This window comes from Nitrosospira sp. Nl5, assembly GCF_900102495.1.
Lineage (GTDB): Bacteria > Pseudomonadota > Gammaproteobacteria > Burkholderiales > Nitrosomonadaceae > Nitrosospira.
Map to the genome: position 1 here is coordinate 117553 of NZ_FMVQ01000009.1, position 18441 is coordinate 135993.

Below are 18441 nucleotides of genomic sequence, written 5' to 3' on the forward strand. Positions count from 1 at the left end.
TTTCTCGATACGATTATGAAAAACGGGCAATCAGGCGAATATCCGGCCCCACCATGCGCAAATCCTGGATGGTTAGTGCGCGTTTCTCGGCAAGATCCGTCAATTCCGGCAGTTTCAGCATGCCCTGCGCCGCATCACCGATCAAATGGGGCGCGAGATAAATCACCAGTTCATCCACCAGACCCCCGTTAACGAGAGAACCGTTCAATTTACAACCCGCTTCGACCAGCACTTCGTTGATCTCAAAATCGGCAAGCTTCTGCATCATTCCGACGAGATCAACATTGCCTTTTTCATCCGGCATTACAACGGAATGTGCACCGATGTCGCGTAACGCGATAATTTTCCCTTCGCTGGCGCTAGCGGTAAAAATCAACTCCCCTTCACCGCGTAGCAATCTCGCGTCCACCGGTATATCCAGCCGGGTATCAACCACCACACGCAGTGGCTGCCTGGCTGTTTCCATATGGCGCACAGTGAGCTGGGGGTCGTCCGCCAGCACGGTGCCGATACCCGTTAGAACCGCGCATGAGCGGGCACGGAACCGGTGGCCGTCGCGCCGGGCCGCCTCGCTGGTAATCCATTGACTGGTGCCATTGTTGAGCGCTGTCTTGCCATCAAGGCTGGCCGCGATTTTCATTCGCACCCAAGGACGCCCGCGTGTCATGCGCGCGACAAAGCCGATGTTCAACGCCTTTGCTTCCGCTTCCATCAAACCGGTTTGCACTTCTATTCCCGCCTGTTTCAGTAGCGCATGGCCATCACCCGCCACAAGGGGATTTGGGTCCTCCATGGCAGTCACCAGTCTGGCAATGCCCGCTTTGATTAGTGCTGCAGCGCAAGGCGGAGTGCGCCCATGATGGCTGCATGGTTCCAGCGTGACATAAGCGGTCGCGCCACGCGCAGCTGCTCCGGCAATATTCAGGGCATTTATCTCGGCGTGCGGATGGCCGGCTCGTTGGTGCCAGCCACTACCCACCACTTGACCGTCGCGCACGATGACGCAACCGACGCGAGGATTGGGAGCTGTGCTATACAATCCTTTTTCGGCAAGCTGCAAAGCTTGAGACATGCGGGCGTGATCGGTTGAGGAGAACATGTCGAGTTTCATACTCCCAGTTCAGGAATATCTGTACGAATTGCGTTTTACCGCTTACCGCTGATTGGTTTTTTTGCTTCTTTTTTTCGTTGGGGCTTCTGTATCTCCTTGATCGCAGTATGGAAGTCGTCGGCATCCTGAAAACTTCTGTAAACTGAGGCGAACCGGATATACGCCACCTTGTCCAGTTTATAGAGCTCCTGCATCACCATTTCTCCGATATTGCGTGAGGGTATCTCGCGTTCGCCCAGGCTGAGAAGTTTTTGCACAATGCGGTCGATCGCCGCATCCACATACTCGGTAGGAACCGGGCGCTTGTGCAGCGCACGCATGAAACCGGTAAGTAATTTATCGCGACTGAATTCGGAGCGATTCCCATCCTGTTTCACCACCTGAGGCATCCGTAACTCCACTGTTTCATAAGTGGTAAAGCGTTTGCCACAGGTGAGGCAACTGCGGCGGCGGCGTATCCTGTCGCCTTCATCGCTGACGCGGGAATCGACCACGCTTGTGTCAGCGGCATTACAGAAGGGACATTTCATGATTCAGTATTCGCGAGAATAGAGATGCAATCCGCTAACCGATCAGGCGGACGATGGTTATTTCCCCGCCGTCGCGGAGGCAATCAACCCTTATAAACCGGGAATTTCGCGCACAGCGCTTTTGCTTCATGCGCTACATGCGAAAGGACCGCGGTATCGCCAGGAGCATCCAGCACATCCGCAATCAGATTTCCCAGCTGTTCCGCTTCGATCTCCCTGAAACCACGCGTTGTGATGGCGGGGGAACCGATACGAATACCGCTGGTGATGAAGGGTTTCTGGGGATCATTGGGTATCGCATTCTTGTTGACGGTAATGTGGGCCAGCTCCAGGGATTCCGCAGCTTCCTTGCCGGTAATATGCTTGGCACGAAGATCGACCAGAAACATATGACAATCAGTGCGGCCAGAGACAATACGCAAGCCGCGTTCTTGCAGTACTTTTGCTATCACGCGCGCATTATCGATCACCTGTTCCTGGTAATCCCTGAACTCCTTGGTCGCGGCCTCCTTGAAAGCCACCGCCTTAGCGGCGATCACGTGCATCAGGGGCCCACCCTGAGTTTGCGGGAAAATCGCTGAATTAAGCGCCTTCTCGTGCTCCGGCTTCGCCATAATGATGCCGCCGCGCGGCCCACGCAATGTCTTGTGAGTGGTACTTGTGACAAAATCCGCAATACCGACAGGATTGGGATAAAACCCCGCAGCCACCAATCCCGCATAATGCGCCATGTCCACGAACAAATAGGCGCCTACTTCATCCGCGATCTTGCGAAAACGTTTCCAGTCTATGACAAGCGCGTAGGCGGACGCTCCGGCGACGATCATTTTAGGTTTGTGTTCGCGTGCCAGGCGCTCGACCTCGTCGTAATCAAGCTCCTCGGTTTTTGGCTTCAGTCCGTATGCGATCGAGTTGAAAATTTTGCCGCTGAGATTGACCGATGCACCGTGGGTCAGATGGCCGCCATGTGCAAGCGACATGCCAAGGAGGGTATCGCCAGGTTTCAAAGCGCATAGATACACCGCGGCGTTGGCCTGTGAGCCGGAATGCGGCTGGACATTAACATACTCGGCGCCAAACAAGGCTTTTACCCGGTCTATCGCCAACTGCTCCACGATATCGACGTATTCGCAACCGCCGTAATAGCGCTTCCCGGGATAACCCTCCGCGTACTTGTTGGTAAGCACCGATCCCTGTGCGTGCATGACCGCCGGACTTGCATAGTTCTCCGAGGCGATCAACTCGATATATTCTTCCTGGCGTTGTTCTTCGCCTTTGATTGCTTTCCATACCTCGGGATCAACGGTTTCCAGCGTCAGTTTCGAAGACAACATGGCGGTTCGGCCTCCGGGAATTTTAGAAGATGAATTAGCACCGGGTCTCAACAAAAGTGTCTCGACGGGTGGACAAGGGTTCGGCTACACATCAAGATTTCTCACTCCCAACGCATTGCCCTCGATAAACGCGCGCCGGGGCTCGACCACGTCGCCCATCAGGGTGGTAAAAATTTCGTCGGCGACGATGCTATCTTCAATCTGGGCTCGCAGCAGGCGACGGCTTTTCGGATCCATCGTGGTTTCCCATAACTGTGCGGGATTCATCTCTCCCAGGCCTTTGTAGCGCTGTGTGCCGATGCCTTTTTTGACCTCCTGCAGCAACCAGTCGAGGGCTTGCTTGAAGTCGCTCACGGATTGTTTCTGTTCGCCGCGCCTAATATATGCGGCCGGCCCCATCAAGCCATCGAGCACTTCGGCAGTCTGCTTGATCTGGGCGTAATCGCCGCTCTGCAGAAAATCCTGATCCAGATAACTGGCGCGAGCGTTTCCGTGATGCATGCGGTATATTTTCAACCGGTACTCCTCGGTAGCGGCATCATACTCGGGGGTAATATTTATGCCGGCAACCTGCATGGAAAGCCTTGCGGCGCTTTCGGCTGCGCTGGTGTCGCTGCTCAAGTCAATTTCCGGATGACGGAGCAGCGCATGCATCACATCGCTATCGATGAGGCGGCTCATGCGCTCGATCACGGCTTCGGCCAGCAGGTATTCGTTGGCAATATTTTCCAGTGTTTCTCCCATCAGCGGCGGCTTATCTTCGTAAGTATGCAATTCGGCGTCGGTCAGCGCCAATCCCAACAGGTATTGCTTAAGTTCATGGTCGTCCTTGATGTAGCGTTCCTGCTTACCGTGCTTGAGCTTATAGAGCGGTGGCTGGGCAATGTAGATGTGGCCGCGTTCGATCAGTTCCGGCATCTGGCGGTAAAAGAATGTCAGCAGCAAAGTCCGGATATGCGAACCGTCGACGTCCGCATCCGTCATAATGATGATGCGGTGATAGCGCAACTTGTCCGGGTTGTATTCGTCTTTGCCGATACCGGTTCCGAGGGCGGTAATGAGGGAAATGATTTCCTGCGATGTAATTAATTTGTCGAAGCGAGCTCTTTCAACATTCAGAATTTTCCCCTTCAAAGGCATGATCGCCTGGAACTTGCGATCGCGGCCCTGCTTGGCCGATCCGCCTGCGGAATCTCCCTCAACCAGGTAAAGCTCACAAAGCGAAGGATCTTTTTCCTGGCAGTCGGCAAGTTTTCCGGGCAATCCCATACCATCAAGCACGCCCTTGCGGCGGGTCAATTCGCGTGCTCTTCGCGCAGCTTCGCGTGCTCTCGCCGCATCGATAATTTTGCCGCAGATGGTTTTCGCATCGAGTGGCCGTTCCAGCAAGAACTCCGTCAGTTTTAGCGTGACGATTTCCTCCACAGCCGGGCGCACCTCCGAGGATACAAGTTTTTCCTTGGTCTGGGAGGAAAACTTGGGTTCGAATAACTTCACCGATAAAATACAGGACAGACCCTCCCGCATATCGTCACCGGAAGTTTCGATTTTGGCTTTTTTTGCCAGCTCGTTTTTTTCGATATAATTGTTAAGGGTGCGGGTCATGGCGGCGCGAAGACCAGTGAGGTGGGTTCCGCCATCCTTTTGCGGTATATTATTGGTAAAGCATAAAACCTGCTCGGAATAGCTGTCGTTCCACTGCATCGAAACTTCCACCACAATGCCGTCCTTTTCTCCGCTGGCGTAAAAAATGTTCGGGTGTAGAACTGACTTGGTGCGGTTAATGTATTCGACAAAACTCTTCACCCCACCGACGAAGGCGAACGTTTCCTCTTTGGCATTGCGCTGATCCACGAGATGGATTTTAACGCCATTGTTGAGAAATGAGAGTTCGCGCAAACGCTTCGCAAATATGTCATAGTGATATTCTATATCGCCGAAAATTTCCTTGCTGGCCAGGAAATGCACTTCGGTGCCGCGACGCTCGGTCTTGCCTGTCACCGCCAGGGGAGCGAGGGGGACGCCCATGCGAAACTCAATCTGATGGGTTTGGCCATTGCGACGAATGGTAAGACGCAACCATTCCGAAAGGGCATTGACCACTGATACGCCAACGCCATGAAGACCACCGGATACCTTGTAGGAGTTGTCATCGAACTTGCCGCCGGCGTGCAATTCAGTCATGACAATTTCCGCGGCGGAACGCTTCATTTCATCGTCCTGCTTGATACCGGTGGGAATGCCGCGTCCATTGTCCTGTACGGTTATCGAATTGTCCGGGTGGATAATTACCGTAATTTCGTCGCAATGACCGGCCAGCGCCTCGTCAATGGCGTTGTCCACTACTTCGAACACCATGTGATGCAAACCGGTGCCATCGCTGGTGTCACCGATGTACATGCCCGGGCGTTTGCGCACCGCATCAAGTCCTTTCAGGATTTTAATGCTATCTGATCCGTAAGCATTTGAGTCGTCATTTTTTTTCTGTTTGAAACGATCTTTTTCATTCATATCCGGTAACTTTTGTTTCACGTGAAACTTGATTTATCGAGGAAACCTTTCTCACAGCTGCCGCCCTTTCTCAGACTAAATCGGTGTCAGGAGCTATCTCTTTATTCACTTATAACTTATATCCTCATCGGCATCACCACATACTTAAAATCCTCGTTACCGGGAATAGTGATCAGTGCGCTGCTGTTGGCATCGCCGAAAGAGCACTGAACCGTTTCGCTGCTCAAGTTGTTCAGCACGTCCAGCAGGTAGGTCACATTAAAGCCGATATCCAGCGCTTCGCCGTCGTACCGGACTTCCAGTTCTTCCTGTGCTTCTTCCTGCTCGCTGTTGCTACAAACGATACGAAGATTAGCAGTTGTCAAAATTAGGCGGACACCACGAAATTTTTCGTTTGAAAGAATTGAAGCACGTTGCAGCGTTTGCAAAAGCAGCAGACGGTTTACCTCAAACTGTTTTTGATAGCCGGTCGGAATAACGCGGTTGTAATCAGGAAATTTGCCCTCCACAACCTTGGATATCAGCACTACATTTGAAAATGTAAACCGCACCTGGTTCTGAAGCAGCTCCACTGTTACCGGTTCCTCGCTGTCATTTAATTGCCTGGCCAGTTCCAATACGACTTTCCGGGGCAGAATGACTTCCCTTTTCTCTTGGGAAGCGTCCAGCACAAGCAGGGCAAAAGCCAGGCGATGTCCATCGGTAGCCACCACCTTCAGGGAATTTTCTTCCATCAGTAACAGCAGGCCATTCAGGTAGTAGCGAATATCTTGCTGTGCCATGGCGTATTGCACTAGAAACAGCAGGTGTTTCAGTTCCTTCTGTTTCACCGTTATTTTTGCCTGAGATTCGGTATTTTCAGGAAACTTGGGGAAATCCTCGACGGGAAGCGTTTGTAAATTAAACCGGCTTTTTCCGGCTTTACCCTGAAGTCGGTTTTCATCGGTTTCCAGCATTACCTGAACGTTATCAGGTAGCGCACGCAATATATCTTGAAGTTTTTTTGCCGCCACCGTCACTGCATGTCCTTCACCGCCAGCATTGCTATCCTGTACTGAAGTGGTTATCTGAATTTCCAGATCAGTTGCAACAAATGAAATTTCCGCGTTCTTTCGTTCTATGAGTACGTTCGAAAGTATAGGTAACGTATGGCGGCGCTCGACAATTCCGGTAACCGTTTGCAACGGTTTAAGCAACATATCCCTATCGGCTTGTATCAGTTTCATTTATTTAACATCCAGATAATCGTTAATAAAGGTGGGTGAAGTCCGGTATAAATAGAAAAATATAAGTGAAATTAATTGCTTAATTATTATTTCTTATCTGTATCGAAGTGGTATTGCCTGTGGATGGTTTGTGGACATAATTAGGATATGTCACAACGAGAAAGTTATCCCCAAATCATACTGACGTTATTCAACCGCGAAGAATGTGCAACAAGGTATTGAAGTCGCGGTTTATCTCTGGATCAGATGCCCGTAATTCAGCAATTTTACGATAGCCATGCAGTACGGTCGTGTGATCCCTGCCACCAAAGGCTTCGCCGATATCGGGCAAACTCAGGGGTGTTAATTCTTTGGATATGGCCATGGCCATTTGCCGGGGCCTTGCAACGATGCGTGAGCGTTTCTTGGAGTACATTTCCGCGACCTTGATTTTATAGTAGTCCGCCACGGTTTTTTGGATATTTTCAATGGAAATCTGGCGGTTTTGCACCGCCAGCAAATCTTTCAGCGCCTCTCTTGCCAGGTCCAATGATAACTGATGGCCGGTAAAGCGGGAATAAGCGAGCACCCGTTTCAGCGCACCTTCGAGTTCACGTACATTGGAGCGGATATGTTTGGCGATGAAAAAAGCCACGTTTTCGTCCAGAACGATTTTTTCCATCAGTGCTTTTTTTAAGAGGATGGCAACGCGCATTTCCAGTTCCGGTGGTTCTACCGCCACTGTCAAACCCCAACCAAAACGGGAAACCAGCCGTTCTTCCATACCGGAGATTTCCTTCGGATAGGAATCGCAAGTAATAATGACTTGTTTATGTGCTTCAATTAACGCGTTAAAGGCGTAAAAGAATTCTTCTTGAGTCCGGTTCTTGCCACCAAAAAACTGGATATCATCGATAAGCAGGAGATCCAGAGAATGATAGTATCGCTTGAAGTCGTCGAAGGCTTTATGTTGGTAAGCCCTTACTACGTCCGAAACATATTGCTCTGAGTGGATGTATCTAACTTTGGCGGTACTGTTTTGTTCCAGCACAAAATTACCGATGGCTTGAATCAGGTGGGTTTTTCCCAAGCCCACGCCGCCATAAATAAAAAACGGGTTGTAAGCGATACCCGGGCGTTCCGCAACCTGGATTGCACCAGCCCGCGCCAGTTGATTCGCTTTTCCCGTGACGAAGTTATTAAAGGTAAAGGAGGAGTTGAGCCGGCTCGGATTTTTTTCCTTGAACGCTTTTTGTGTTGAATGTATCGGCGCAACAAAGGCCGCAGGGGATGCCGGTGTGACAACAGCATTGCCCGCGGTTGGAGTCGTCGCCTTTGCGGAAGCCGGGTCAGCAAGATTTAATTGGAAACGTATGGTTTGCGAAAAATGGTTTTCCGCCATTTGTTCAATGCGGGATAAAAAGTGGTCTTTGACCCATTGCATGACAAACCGGTTTGGGGCGATAAGTATGGGCTCGCGGGAATTGTGTGATAAGTCCAGGTAGAGGGGTTTAATCCAGGTATTGAATTGCTGGGCGCTCAATTCTTTCTCAAAATGCTCAAGACAGGAAAGCCAGAAATTGTGCATTGCCGGAGTTTCGTAAGGGCTTATCGGGGAGAGGAAACGGAAATTCGAGGACGGCGATGAACAATATATTCTAGACCCTTCCGGTCGACTTATCCACAGGTCGGGAAAAAAATATAGGTTGACACCGAGCTCTGTCAAGGGTTGTAATGCGAGGTTTTATTTATTGGCCTCAGGGGGAAGAGATGAAACGCACTTACCAACCGTCCGTGACACGGAGAAAGCGGACACACGGCTTTCGAGTTCGCATGAAAACCACTGGTGGGGCGTCTGTTATCCGTGCTCGCCGTGCCAAGGGGCGAGCCCGTCTGGGTGTATAGGTTTAACAATCCTAAAAATCCAATTCGAGGAATTGTACTATCCGCTTTCCGAGAAGCCACCGGTTGCACCGGGCAGAAGAATTCTCCTCGGTTATCCGGTTCAGATGTTCTGCCAGCGGCGAATTTATTCAGATTTTTGCTAAACCCAATAACCTCGTCCATTCACGATTGGGCTTAATAGTCGCTGGTAAAGTCGAACGGCTGGCGGTGAATCGCAATAGAGCCAAGCGATTGCTGCGGGAGGTATTTCGCGCGCGACAACAGGATTTGGCTGGCCTGGATTTGGTGATACGTTTGCGTTGCCAAGTTTCCCCGGGCAGCGCAGTGAGGATGACAGAGGAAGCGGAGACACTTATGCTTCAATTGCAGCGATGTCGCGGATAATTATTGGCTTCATCAAGCTTTACCAGTATTGCCTGAGCCCGTTTTTTGGACCCTCGTGCCGATTCAGCCCATCTTGCTCCCATTATGCATGCGAGGCGCTGACCAGGCATGGGTTACTGCGGGGAATCTCTTTAAGCGTATGGAGGATATTGCGTTGCAATCCATGGGGTCGTGGCGGACATGACCCTGTCCCTTAGGTTTATCAACCTTGAATAATTTCCGATACGCACTATGCGTATCGCTAAAAAAATAAAATCGCGAAGCAAGATGGATACAAAAAAACTCGTACTTTTCATCATTTTTTCTACGTCAATGTTATTCCTGTGGGAGGCATGGCAGAAGGAACAATATCCGCCATCCCCGGCAGTGGTTGCGACCCCCGGGTCGGCAAAAGATCAGCCTGCGCGTGCTCAGGATGAGACACCGATCCCCGGGGAAAAACTGATTTCGGAGTTGCCGGCAAAAGGCGAATCCTCCGCACAGGATGGTGCTCCCATGAAAGCCGCGGGGAAACTGGAATCAGGAGAAAAGATTGTAGTCAAGACAGATATGGTAATAGCGGAAATCGATACGGCAGGCGGTGATCTACGTCGTCTTGAGTTACTGCTTCACCCGGATAGAGAAGATAAAACCAAGTCTTTCGCATTGCTGCAAAACCAACCGGAGCATGTTTACGTAGCGCAGTCGGGGCTGATAGGAGAAGGGTTGCCCAGCCACAAGACGCGCTATACCGCGGATGCTGGCACTTATAGTCTGGCGGCGGGACAGGATAAAGTCGAGGTGCGGCTCCAAGCGCCCGAGGCGGACGGCGTTCGCGTGACCAAGGTTTATACTTTTCATCGCGGCAGTTATATCGTCGATGTTGGCTTTGAGGTTGTTAACAATCGGGATACGGCGATCCAGCCCTTCGCTTATTTCCAGATGTTGCGCGATAGCAGGCCCCCGGTTGGTTCGTTCTTCATGGTCCCCACCTATACTGGGGCGGCGCTTTACACCGAGGAAGAAAAATTCAAGAAGATCGAATTTTCGGCGCTTGACAAGGGCAACGCAACCTATCCTAAAAACGCCGATAATGGCTGGATTGCAATGCTACAGCAGTATTTTCTTACTGCCTGGCTGCCCAAAGCCAACTCATCGCGTGAATATTATGCGAAGCGCCTGGGTGAAAACGAATATTCCGCCGGCGTAATCGTGCCGGTAGGGCAGATCGAGCCGGGGAGTACCACCAATGTTACCGTACCTCTCTACGCGGGTCCGGAGGAACAGAGCAAGCTTGCAGCGCTTGCGCCGGGACTTGATCTTGCGGTGGACTACGGCTGGCTAACGGTGATTGGAGCGCCGCTATTCTGGCTGCTGTCACTGTTTCATTCCTGGACCGGAAACTGGGGAGTGGCGATTATTCTCCTGACAATGTCGGTCAAGCTCGCATTTTTTCCCTTGTCTGCAGCAGGTTATCGTTCGATGGCGAAACTGCGCGTTGTTACGCCCAAGCTCCAAAAGTTGCGCGAACAGCACGGGAACGACCGTCAGCGAATGCACCAGGCGATGATGGACTTCTACAAGAAGGAAAAAATTAACCCGATGGGGGGTTGCCTGCCCATCCTGGTCCAGATCCCCGTATTTATCTCGCTTTACTGGGTGCTGCTTGCAAGCGTGGAGCTTCGTTACGCGCCATTTGCGCTATGGATAGAGGATATGTCGTCGCCCGATCCCTACTATGTGCTGCCGGTCCTGATGGGCATTTCCATGTTTATACAGTCGAAGCTCAGCCCGCAAGCCACAGATCCCATCCAAGCCAAGGTCATGCAGATAATGCCTTTTGCCTTCAGCGTCTTCTTTTTCTTCTTTCCCGCTGGGCTCGTGCTGTATTCGCTGGTGAATAACGTGCTTTCTATCGCCCAGCAATGGCAAATCACGCGCATGATCGAAGGGGCGGCGGCCAAGTCCGCTACCCCGGCAATCAAGAAGAAATAAAGCCATTGAAGATCCGCATCTCTTCCAACTGCCAGCCGCTACCCGGTACGGAAATAGTTAACGTTTAACTGGCCGCTTCCGGCGTACATTCGCCCGAATGGGAAATAATGACATCATTGCCGCCATCGCAACGCCGCCAGGACGGGGCGGCATCGGCATAGTGCGGATCTCCGGCAAAAATCTGCAACCCGTAGCGCTCAAGATTATCGGCTGTATTCCGGAGCCGCGTTATGCCAGCTTGAGCAGATTTCTCGATGAAAGCGGGCGTGCCATAGATCAGGGCATTGCGATTTATTTCCCCTCTCCCCATTCATATACCGGCGAAGATGTGCTGGAACTGCAAGGCCACAGCGGCCCTGCGGTAACCAATCTGGTGCTGTCGTGCTGCCTCGCCGCCGGTGCCCGATTAGCGCAGCCGGGAGAATTTACGCTGCGCGCGTTCTTAAATAACAAACTGGACCTTGCTCAGGCGGAAGGCGTGGCTGATATCATCGACGCGAGTACCGGCGAGGCAGCCCGCTGTGCCTTGCGCTCTTTGCAAGGAGAATTTTCCACCGCGATACGCACGGCGGTGCAAGCGCTCACTAACCTGCGGATGCGCATAGAAGCGACGCTGGATTTCCCGGAGGAAGAAATAGATTTTTCCGGGCAGAGGGATATTTATGCCAGGCTAGGAGCCATCCAGATGCAACTGGAGCATATTCTCGCGTCAGCCCGGCAAGGCAGCCTGCTGCGAGAGGGGGTGCGCGTGGTGCTGGTGGGGCAACCCAACGTCGGCAAATCGAGTTTGATGAATCAGCTGGCTGGGGAAGAGGCGGCTATCGTCACGGAGGTTCCCGGCACCACGCGCGATGCCATTCGACAAACAATCGAAATAGAGGGCGTGCCTCTATATCTGGTGGACACAGCCGGATTACGGGAAACAGACGATGCGGTGGAAAAAATAGGTATTGCCCGCACGCGCTCGGCTATCGAAAAAGCGGATCTGGCGTTGTTGCTGATAGACGACAGCTTGGGCGTTACCCCGGGGGATCAATCGGTACTCGATAGCCTTCCCGCCGGGTTGCCGGTAATCCGTGTTCATAACAAAATAGACCTGTTGAACAGGCTCCCGCACATCAAAGATTGCGAAGGTCAGCCGGAAATCTACCTTTCCGCCAAGACCGGCGCAGGGGTCACATTGCTCCGCCGAAAGCTGCTTGAAATGGCCGGCTGGCAGCCACATTCCATGGGGGAAGGCATCTTCATGGCGCGTCACCGACATCTGCAGGCACTGACGGAAGCAAGAGAATATCTCAAGGATGCGATCGGCCTGGCCGAGCGCGGGATTCAACTGGAGCTGCTAGCCGAAGAGCTGCGGCTTGCGCAATGGGCCCTCTCTTCGATTACCGGCGAATTCAGCGCTGATGACTTGCTTGGCGAAATATTTTCCCGCTTTTGTATTGGGAAATAATGTTAATTCTGAGGGCGTTTAAGGACAGCTGCAGTAGTCTCCAAAACCCGCATAGTGGTTGAGATCGAATTTGTAACCCTCCATGATGTCGTCTCTTTGGAAATCAATCTGGGGTAGAAATAGTAGAATGGATATGGCCGGCCGTCTCTTGTAATGAAAACATCGGTCCGAATTTTTGATCTGCCTAAAGACGACACAAAGTTTAATGGAGAAAAGCAAATGGTAGCAAAGGCAGATGAAACGCATTGGACACAGGTTGCCCCTCAGTGGATTGCATGGGCTCGTTCCCCGCAGCATGACGTCTTTTGGGCATATCGCGACGCATTGGTCGAGTTCCTTGGCCCGAATGCTGGCGACGCGCTCGAAATCGGCTGCGGAGAAGGCCGCGTTAGTCGCGAACTGAGGAAACTCGGTTATCGCGTCACGGCGACTGACGCCGTTGCCGCCATGGTCGACGCCGCACGACAATCCGATTCGGCCGATCAATATGCCGTTGCAGGAGCGAGCGATCTTCCATTTGATGATAAACAATTCGATCTGGTGATGGCCTATAACGTCCTGATGGACGTTGATGATGTATCGGCAGCGCTACAAGAGGCCCGGCGGGTGATGAAGCCGAAGGGCTTGCTGTTCATATCGCTCGTTCATCCATTCCGCGATCGTGGCCGCTTCGCAGGTCCTGAGCCAGATGCCGCCTTCATCCTCGAAGGTACCTATTACGGCAGGGAGCGGTTCGAAGGTGAGGAAGAGCACAGTGGATTACGTATGCACTTCTCCGGTTGGTCGCAACCTTTGCAGGACTATATGGCGGCAATGGAGAAAACGGGCTTGGCAATCGCCTCGCTGCGCGAGCCCGTGCCCGATAAAGCGGCTGAAAACCGTCTGCGGCAATGGACGCGGATACCGCTCTTTATATGGCTGAAGGTGCGTATATTGTGACAGCGTCCAGCAGAGATCTGCAAGCGCCCCGGCGCAGGGTCGAAGAGCAGGTTCGGCCGGTGTTTCACGTGAAACATTCACAAGGAAGGGCTGATAAGCCAAGGTCAGTTTCCCAGACGGGAAGCTGAGCGGCCCTTACGCCATATTCTATTTTGCCGTAGAATGCCTTTCCTTTCCATGGCGTTTCACAAGCGCCATAAGCGGCGACACCAATGACTTTTTCTGAAAATTTCGATGTCATCGTAATTGGCGGCGGGCATGCAGGCACCGAGGCGGCTCTTGCCGCCGCGCGAATGGGGCAAAAAACGCTGCTGCTTTCGCACAATATCGAAACTCTGGGCCAGATGTCCTGCAACCCCTCCATAGGGGGCATCGGCAAGGGGCATCTGGTTAAGGAGGTTGATGCATTGGGCGGTGCAATGGCTGCCGCCGCCGACGAAGCCGGCATCCAGTTTCGCATCCTCAATTCGAGCAAGGGGCCGGCGGTACGCGCGACGCGCGCCCAGGCCGACCGGGTACTCTATCGTCAGGCGATCCGCCACCGCCTGGAAAGCCAGCCAAATCTGTGGCTGTTTCAGCAAGGGGTGGACGACCTTACGCTTGAGGGTGACCGCGTCACCGGAGTTGTGACCCAGTTGGGGATAAAGTTTTCAGCGCGCGCCGTGGTGCTGACCGCCGGTACGTTTCTCGCTGGACTGGCGCATGTCGGATCGGCTAATTTTCACGCCGGGAGGGCCGGCGATCCGCCATCCATCAGTCTTGCCCTGCGTTTGCGCGAAATGAAACTGCCGGTAGGGCGGTTAAAAACCGGCACGCCGCCGCGTATAGACGGACGTAGCATAGACTACTCGGTGATGACCGAACAACTGAGCGACAGCCCTACGCCGGTCTTTTCCTTTACGGGTAGCGCCGCCCAGCACCCCCGTCAGTTGCCGTGCTGGATCACACACACGAATCTGCGCACGCACGATATCATTCGGGATGGCCTGGATCGCTCGCCGCTGTTCTCGGGCGTAATTGAAGGTGTGGGACCGCGTTATTGCCCTTCCATCGAAGACAAGGTGGTTCGATTTTCTGCCAAGGAGGCACACCAGATCTTTCTTGAACCGGAAGGACTGACCACGCATGAGGTATACCCCAACGGAATATCAACCAGCTTGCCATTCGATATCCAGGTTGAGCTGGTACATTCCATCAGGGGAATGGAAAAGGCCCATATCACCCGTCCTGGTTACGCGATCGAATACGATTATTTTGATCCGCGCGGGCTGAAAAGCTCACTTGAAACCAAAACAATCGAGGGGTTATTCTTCGCCGGGCAAATCAACGGTACTACCGGCTATGAAGAGGCTGCCGCGCAGGGATTGCTGGCCGGCATCAATGCGGCACTTAAAACGCAGAACCGTGATGCATGGTGTCCGCGCCGCGACGAAGCCTATCTGGGGGTTCTGGTGGATGATCTCATTACGCGCGGTGTTACCGAGCCTTACCGCATGTTCACCAGCCGGGCGGAATACCGTTTGCAACTGCGCGAGGATAACGCGGACTTGCGCCTTACCGAAACGGGGCGCAATCTGGGCGTGGTGGACGATGCGCGCTGGACCGCATTCGATACCAAGCGGGAAGCGATTGCTCGCGAGCAAGATAGATTGAAAACCGTCTGGCTTAGTGCGAAGAATTCCAGGCCTTCGGCAGGCGCGGAGGAGGTGCTGCGGGTGCTGGGCAAACCCATCGAGCGTGATTATTCCCTGCATGAGCTGCTACGCCGTCCCGACGTCTCCTACGCGAGCCTGATGACGCTCCCCGGGGCCGGCGAAATTGTCTCCGATCCACTGGTTGCGGATCAGGTTGAGATTCAGGCGAAATATCATGGTTATATTGAGCGGCAGAAGGATGAAGTGGCGCGTAACGCGCATTACGAGGAAACCCGTTTGCCGCAAGATCTCGATTATGCGACCGTGCTTGGTCTTTCAGCCGAGGCACAGCAAAAATTAAATCAACACAAGCCGGAAACAGCGGGGCAGGCGGCACGAATTTCCGGCATTACGCCGGCAGCGATTTCATTATTGCTGGTGCACGTGAAACGCGGTTTTTCTGCTCCAAAAAAAAGAAAAACGCATGAATTCAACGGCATGTCTCGCTAACGGAATCCAAGCGTTGGGGCTTGCGCTTCCGCAGCAAACTCAAATCCGCTTGTTGGAATATCTTGCCTTGGTCAGAAAGTGGAACCGGGTGCATAATCTGACGGCGATACGTGAACCGGAAACGATGCTGATTCGGCATCTGCTTGATAGCCTGTCTATTTTGCCGTACATCGCCGGGCCGCGCGTCATCGATGTGGGCAGCGGCGCGGGTTTTCCGGGAATCCCTTTGGCCTTGGCACGGCCAGACTGGCATGTGGTTTTGCTGGAAAGCAATCATAAAAAAACTGTATTTCTTCACCAGGCACGTATCGAATTGGCGCTGAAAAATGTTGAGGTAGTGGCCGAGCGGGTCGAAAATTTTCACTCGACCGACGGGTTCCATACGGTAATTTCGCGCGCTTTTTCCGATCTGGGCGACTTTGTCAATCTTGCGGGGCATCTTTGCGCGGAAGGGACCAACAGCGGCAGGCTTGCGGCGATGAAAGGCGTTTATCCCGACGAGGAGCTGGCACAATTACCGGCACAATTCGTGGTTGAGGACGTATTATCAGTTGCAGTTCCCGGCCTTGAGGCAAAACGGCACCTGGTTATGATGAAGCATGTGTGAGCCGTTAGCCGATCGTCATTAATAGGCATTCCACATTCCACCGTCACTTTGTGTTGTTTGATTATTTGGTTTCCGGCAGTGCCGGTTTTGGGAGCGGGCGGTGGCAAGAATTCTGGCGATAACCAATCAAAAAGGCGGGGTGGGAAAAACAACAACCAGCGTTAATCTGGCCGCGAGCCTCGCAGCTGCCAGGCGCCGTGTGTTGCTGATAGATCTGGATCCGCAGGGTAACGCGACCATGGGAAGCGGGGTGGACAAGCGCACCCTGCAACATACGGTTTATCAAGCGCTGCTGGGTAGTCAGCACATCGCAGAAGTGCGCGTGGTCGATACCAAGGGTAAATATGACCTGATTCCCGCCAATCGTGAGCTGGCTGGTGCTGAAATAGAGATGGTGGATTTGCCGCGGAGAGAAATGCGTCTGAAAGAAGCTTTGCAGGAAGTGGAAAGTGACTATGACTTTATTCTCATTGATTGCCCTCCAGCGCTCAATTTGCTTACGCTTAATGGCTTGTGCGCCGCCTATGCGGTAATGATTCCAATGCAATGCGAATATTATGCGCTGGAGGGGCTAAGCGATCTGGTCAATACCATAAAAAAAGTACGCGCCAATCTGAACCCGGTGCTTGAGATCGAGGGACTGTTGCGCACGATGTTCGACCCGCGCAACATCCTTGCCCAACAGGTATCGGAACAGCTGCAGCAGCACTTTGGCGACAAGGTCTACCGCACCGTGATTCCACGCAATGTGCGGCTGGCGGAAGCACCGAGCTTCGGCACCCCGGCGCTATATCACGACAAACTGTCGAAAGGGACGCAAGCTTACCTGGCGTTGGCGGGAGAAATGCTTAACCGGCACGCCACCGGCACAGCATCAGCATGAAAGCTTCCGAACAAGGATCAGAAATAAAGGAAGACCTGGAATGGGGCAGAAGACGATGAAATCGAAGGGATTGGGAAGAGGACTGGACGCGCTGTTGTCGGGTGACGTCGAGAGTGCCAAGGCTGGGGAGTCGCTCCGGAATTTGAAAATATCGCTGCTGCAGCCTGGCAAATATCAGCCGCGTACTCGCATGGATAAGGAGTCTCTGCTGGAGCTTGCCGAATCCATCAAAGCACAGGGCGTGATGCAGCCCGTGCTGGTCCGGCCCGTTTCTCCCGGGTGTTACGAAATCATCGCCGGAGAGCGGCGATGGCGGGCAGCGCAAATCGCCGGACTTGTGGAAGTCCCCGCCCTGATCCGTGAAGTGCCGGATGAGGCTGCGCTGGCGATGTCGCTTATCGAGAATATTCAGCGCGAGAATTTAAATCCGCTGGAAGAAGCGATGGGCATTCAACGGCTCATTAAGGAATTCGGCATGACTCACCAAGCAGCGAGCCAGGCTTTGGGCAGTTCACGGAGCGCGGTATCCAACCTCTTGCGGTTGCTCAATCTGCCGGCGCCTGTACAGGAATTGTTAATGCAGGGAAAAATCGACATGGGGCACAGCCGGGCGCTGCTCTCATTGCCGCCGGCCAAGCAAATAGAAGCGGCAAATCTCGTGGCACACAAGCAGCTTTCGGTACGCGAGACCGAAAGACTGGTACATCGAATAGAACAGCCAATAGCAAAACAGCGTCCCAAACACGATCGCGACTTATTGCGCTTACAGGAAAATATTTCGGCGAAGCTCGGCGCGCAAGTCATCATCAATTCCGGGAAAAAGGGCAAGGGAACAGTGATAATTCATTACAGCAGCCTGGAGCAATTGGACGGCATCTTGTCCCGGTGGTGAGCTTTTTAGAGAGAGCCATTTCTCACGCATCCCCTATGACCTGGGCTTCAGAAATTGGAAGCGTGCCACACAATGCTCACTAAAGGATACCCGTCTGTTTGCTTATGCAATATAGGTAAAGGAGCAGAAAGGGTTCGTTGCTGTTATTCGCTTGGAATTAGCATACCGGAGTACCGCAGCATCTTATATTCAATTTGCATCGGCATTACCGGGAGTTTCGTCTGGGCTCCCAACGAGTGAGTGGTTCAGGGCGATTCACGAATGCGCGAATGCAGTGTAAATTGGTGCTAACAGCCGCCGGCAGTTGCCGGACTTAAGGAACTGTCGGCTGAACGTGAGGCCCGGTCTGTCTTCCGCCATTTTTTTCAACCAATAGAACAAGCTCTTGCCTTCAAGATCGCCTGAATTCGGCCTTAACAGCCACCCCTTCCCTTTGATTCTTCAAGCCTGCCAAGCTACTATTCCGGCTCCCCGGTTCCGACAAACTGCTTGACTTAGGACATCTTCGGGGATAGTCTTTACAGGGTTGTGGGTATGTAATGTATTGGTAATGTAGTGGGCGTTACGCG

General features: G+C 52.9%; 16 protein-coding genes. 10 read left to right on the top strand and 6 right to left on the bottom strand.

Features of this window, described 5'->3' with window-relative positions:
• Positions 1-13 precede the first annotated feature (13 nt).
• The 6 genes from ribD to dnaA form a co-directional block, all read right to left on the bottom strand.
• Positions 14-1099: a bifunctional diaminohydroxyphosphoribosylaminopyrimidine deaminase/5-amino-6-(5-phosphoribosylamino)uracil reductase RibD gene (gene ribD / locus BLP45_RS10150; protein WP_090372298.1), complete on the bottom strand. Its 1086-nt coding sequence runs from the start codon at positions 1097-1099 to the stop codon at positions 14-16.
• Between the two features lie 47 nt (positions 1100-1146).
• Positions 1147-1641 (bottom strand): transcriptional regulator NrdR, encoded by a 495-nt coding sequence (gene nrdR, locus BLP45_RS10155; RefSeq protein ID WP_090372245.1) that lies wholly within the window; start codon positions 1639-1641, stop codon positions 1147-1149.
• Between the two features lie 83 nt (positions 1642-1724).
• Positions 1725-2975, bottom strand: a complete 1251-nt coding sequence (gene glyA / locus BLP45_RS10160) for a serine hydroxymethyltransferase (protein ID WP_090372246.1) — start codon at positions 2973-2975, stop codon at positions 1725-1727.
• An 84-nt stretch (positions 2976-3059) separates the two neighbouring features.
• On the bottom strand, positions 3060-5486 hold the full coding sequence (gene gyrB / locus BLP45_RS10165; RefSeq protein ID WP_090372248.1) for a DNA topoisomerase (ATP-hydrolyzing) subunit B: 2427 nt from the start codon (positions 5484-5486) through the stop codon (positions 3060-3062).
• A 116-nt stretch (positions 5487-5602) separates the two neighbouring features.
• Positions 5603-6712, bottom strand: coding sequence for a DNA polymerase III subunit beta (gene dnaN, locus BLP45_RS10170; RefSeq protein ID WP_090372250.1), 1110 nt, complete (start codon positions 6710-6712; stop codon positions 5603-5605).
• Positions 6713-6902: 190 nt separating this feature from the next.
• Entirely contained in the window at positions 6903-8279 is a 1377-nt protein-coding gene (dnaA, locus tag BLP45_RS10175) for a chromosomal replication initiator protein DnaA (protein WP_090372252.1), read from the bottom strand.
• Positions 8280-8461: 182 nt separating this feature from the next.
• On the opposite strand from dnaA, the gene rpmH reads away from it, so the two are divergent.
• From rpmH to BLP45_RS10225, 10 genes are all read left to right on the top strand, one after another.
• Positions 8462-8596, top strand: a complete 135-nt coding sequence (gene rpmH, locus BLP45_RS10180) for a 50S ribosomal protein L34 (protein ID WP_090372254.1) — start codon at positions 8462-8464, stop codon at positions 8594-8596.
• A 63-nt stretch (positions 8597-8659) separates the two neighbouring features.
• Positions 8660-8980 carry a ribonuclease P protein component gene (gene rnpA / locus BLP45_RS10185; RefSeq protein WP_256327776.1) on the top strand — a complete coding sequence of 107 codons (321 nt, stop codon included), beginning with the start codon at positions 8660-8662 and terminating at the stop codon, positions 8978-8980.
• Positions 8968-9177 carry a membrane protein insertion efficiency factor YidD gene (gene yidD / locus BLP45_RS10190; protein ID WP_090372258.1) on the top strand — a complete coding sequence of 70 codons (210 nt, stop codon included), beginning with the start codon at positions 8968-8970 and terminating at the stop codon, positions 9175-9177. The genes rnpA and yidD overlap by 13 nt, the downstream gene beginning before the upstream one ends.
• Before the next feature lie 70 nt (positions 9178-9247).
• Positions 9248-10954, top strand: a complete 1707-nt coding sequence (yidC, locus tag BLP45_RS10195) for a membrane protein insertase YidC (protein ID WP_090372300.1) — start codon at positions 9248-9250, stop codon at positions 10952-10954.
• 97 nt (positions 10955-11051) lie between these two features.
• Positions 11052-12407 carry a tRNA uridine-5-carboxymethylaminomethyl(34) synthesis GTPase MnmE gene (gene mnmE / locus BLP45_RS10200; protein WP_090372260.1) on the top strand — a complete coding sequence of 452 codons (1356 nt, stop codon included), beginning with the start codon at positions 11052-11054 and terminating at the stop codon, positions 12405-12407.
• A gap of 219 nt (positions 12408-12626) precedes the next feature.
• Positions 12627-13346, top strand: a complete 720-nt coding sequence (locus BLP45_RS10205; RefSeq protein ID WP_090372302.1) for a class I SAM-dependent methyltransferase — start codon at positions 12627-12629, stop codon at positions 13344-13346.
• Between the two features lie 212 nt (positions 13347-13558).
• Complete coding sequence (gene mnmG, locus BLP45_RS10210) at positions 13559-15490, top strand: tRNA uridine-5-carboxymethylaminomethyl(34) synthesis enzyme MnmG (protein ID WP_090372262.1); 1932 nt, start codon at positions 13559-13561, stop codon at positions 15488-15490.
• Positions 15465-16097, top strand: a complete 633-nt coding sequence (gene rsmG / locus BLP45_RS10215; protein WP_090372264.1) for a 16S rRNA (guanine(527)-N(7))-methyltransferase RsmG — start codon at positions 15465-15467, stop codon at positions 16095-16097. The genes mnmG and rsmG overlap by 26 nt, the downstream gene beginning before the upstream one ends.
• Positions 16098-16197: 100 nt before the next feature.
• Entirely contained in the window at positions 16198-16980 is a 783-nt protein-coding gene (locus BLP45_RS10220; protein WP_090372266.1) for a ParA family protein, read from the top strand.
• Between the two features lie 40 nt (positions 16981-17020).
• On the top strand, positions 17021-17872 hold the full coding sequence (locus BLP45_RS10225; protein WP_256327777.1) for a ParB/RepB/Spo0J family partition protein: 852 nt from the start codon (positions 17021-17023) through the stop codon (positions 17870-17872).
• Positions 17873-18441: the final 569 nt, after the last annotated feature.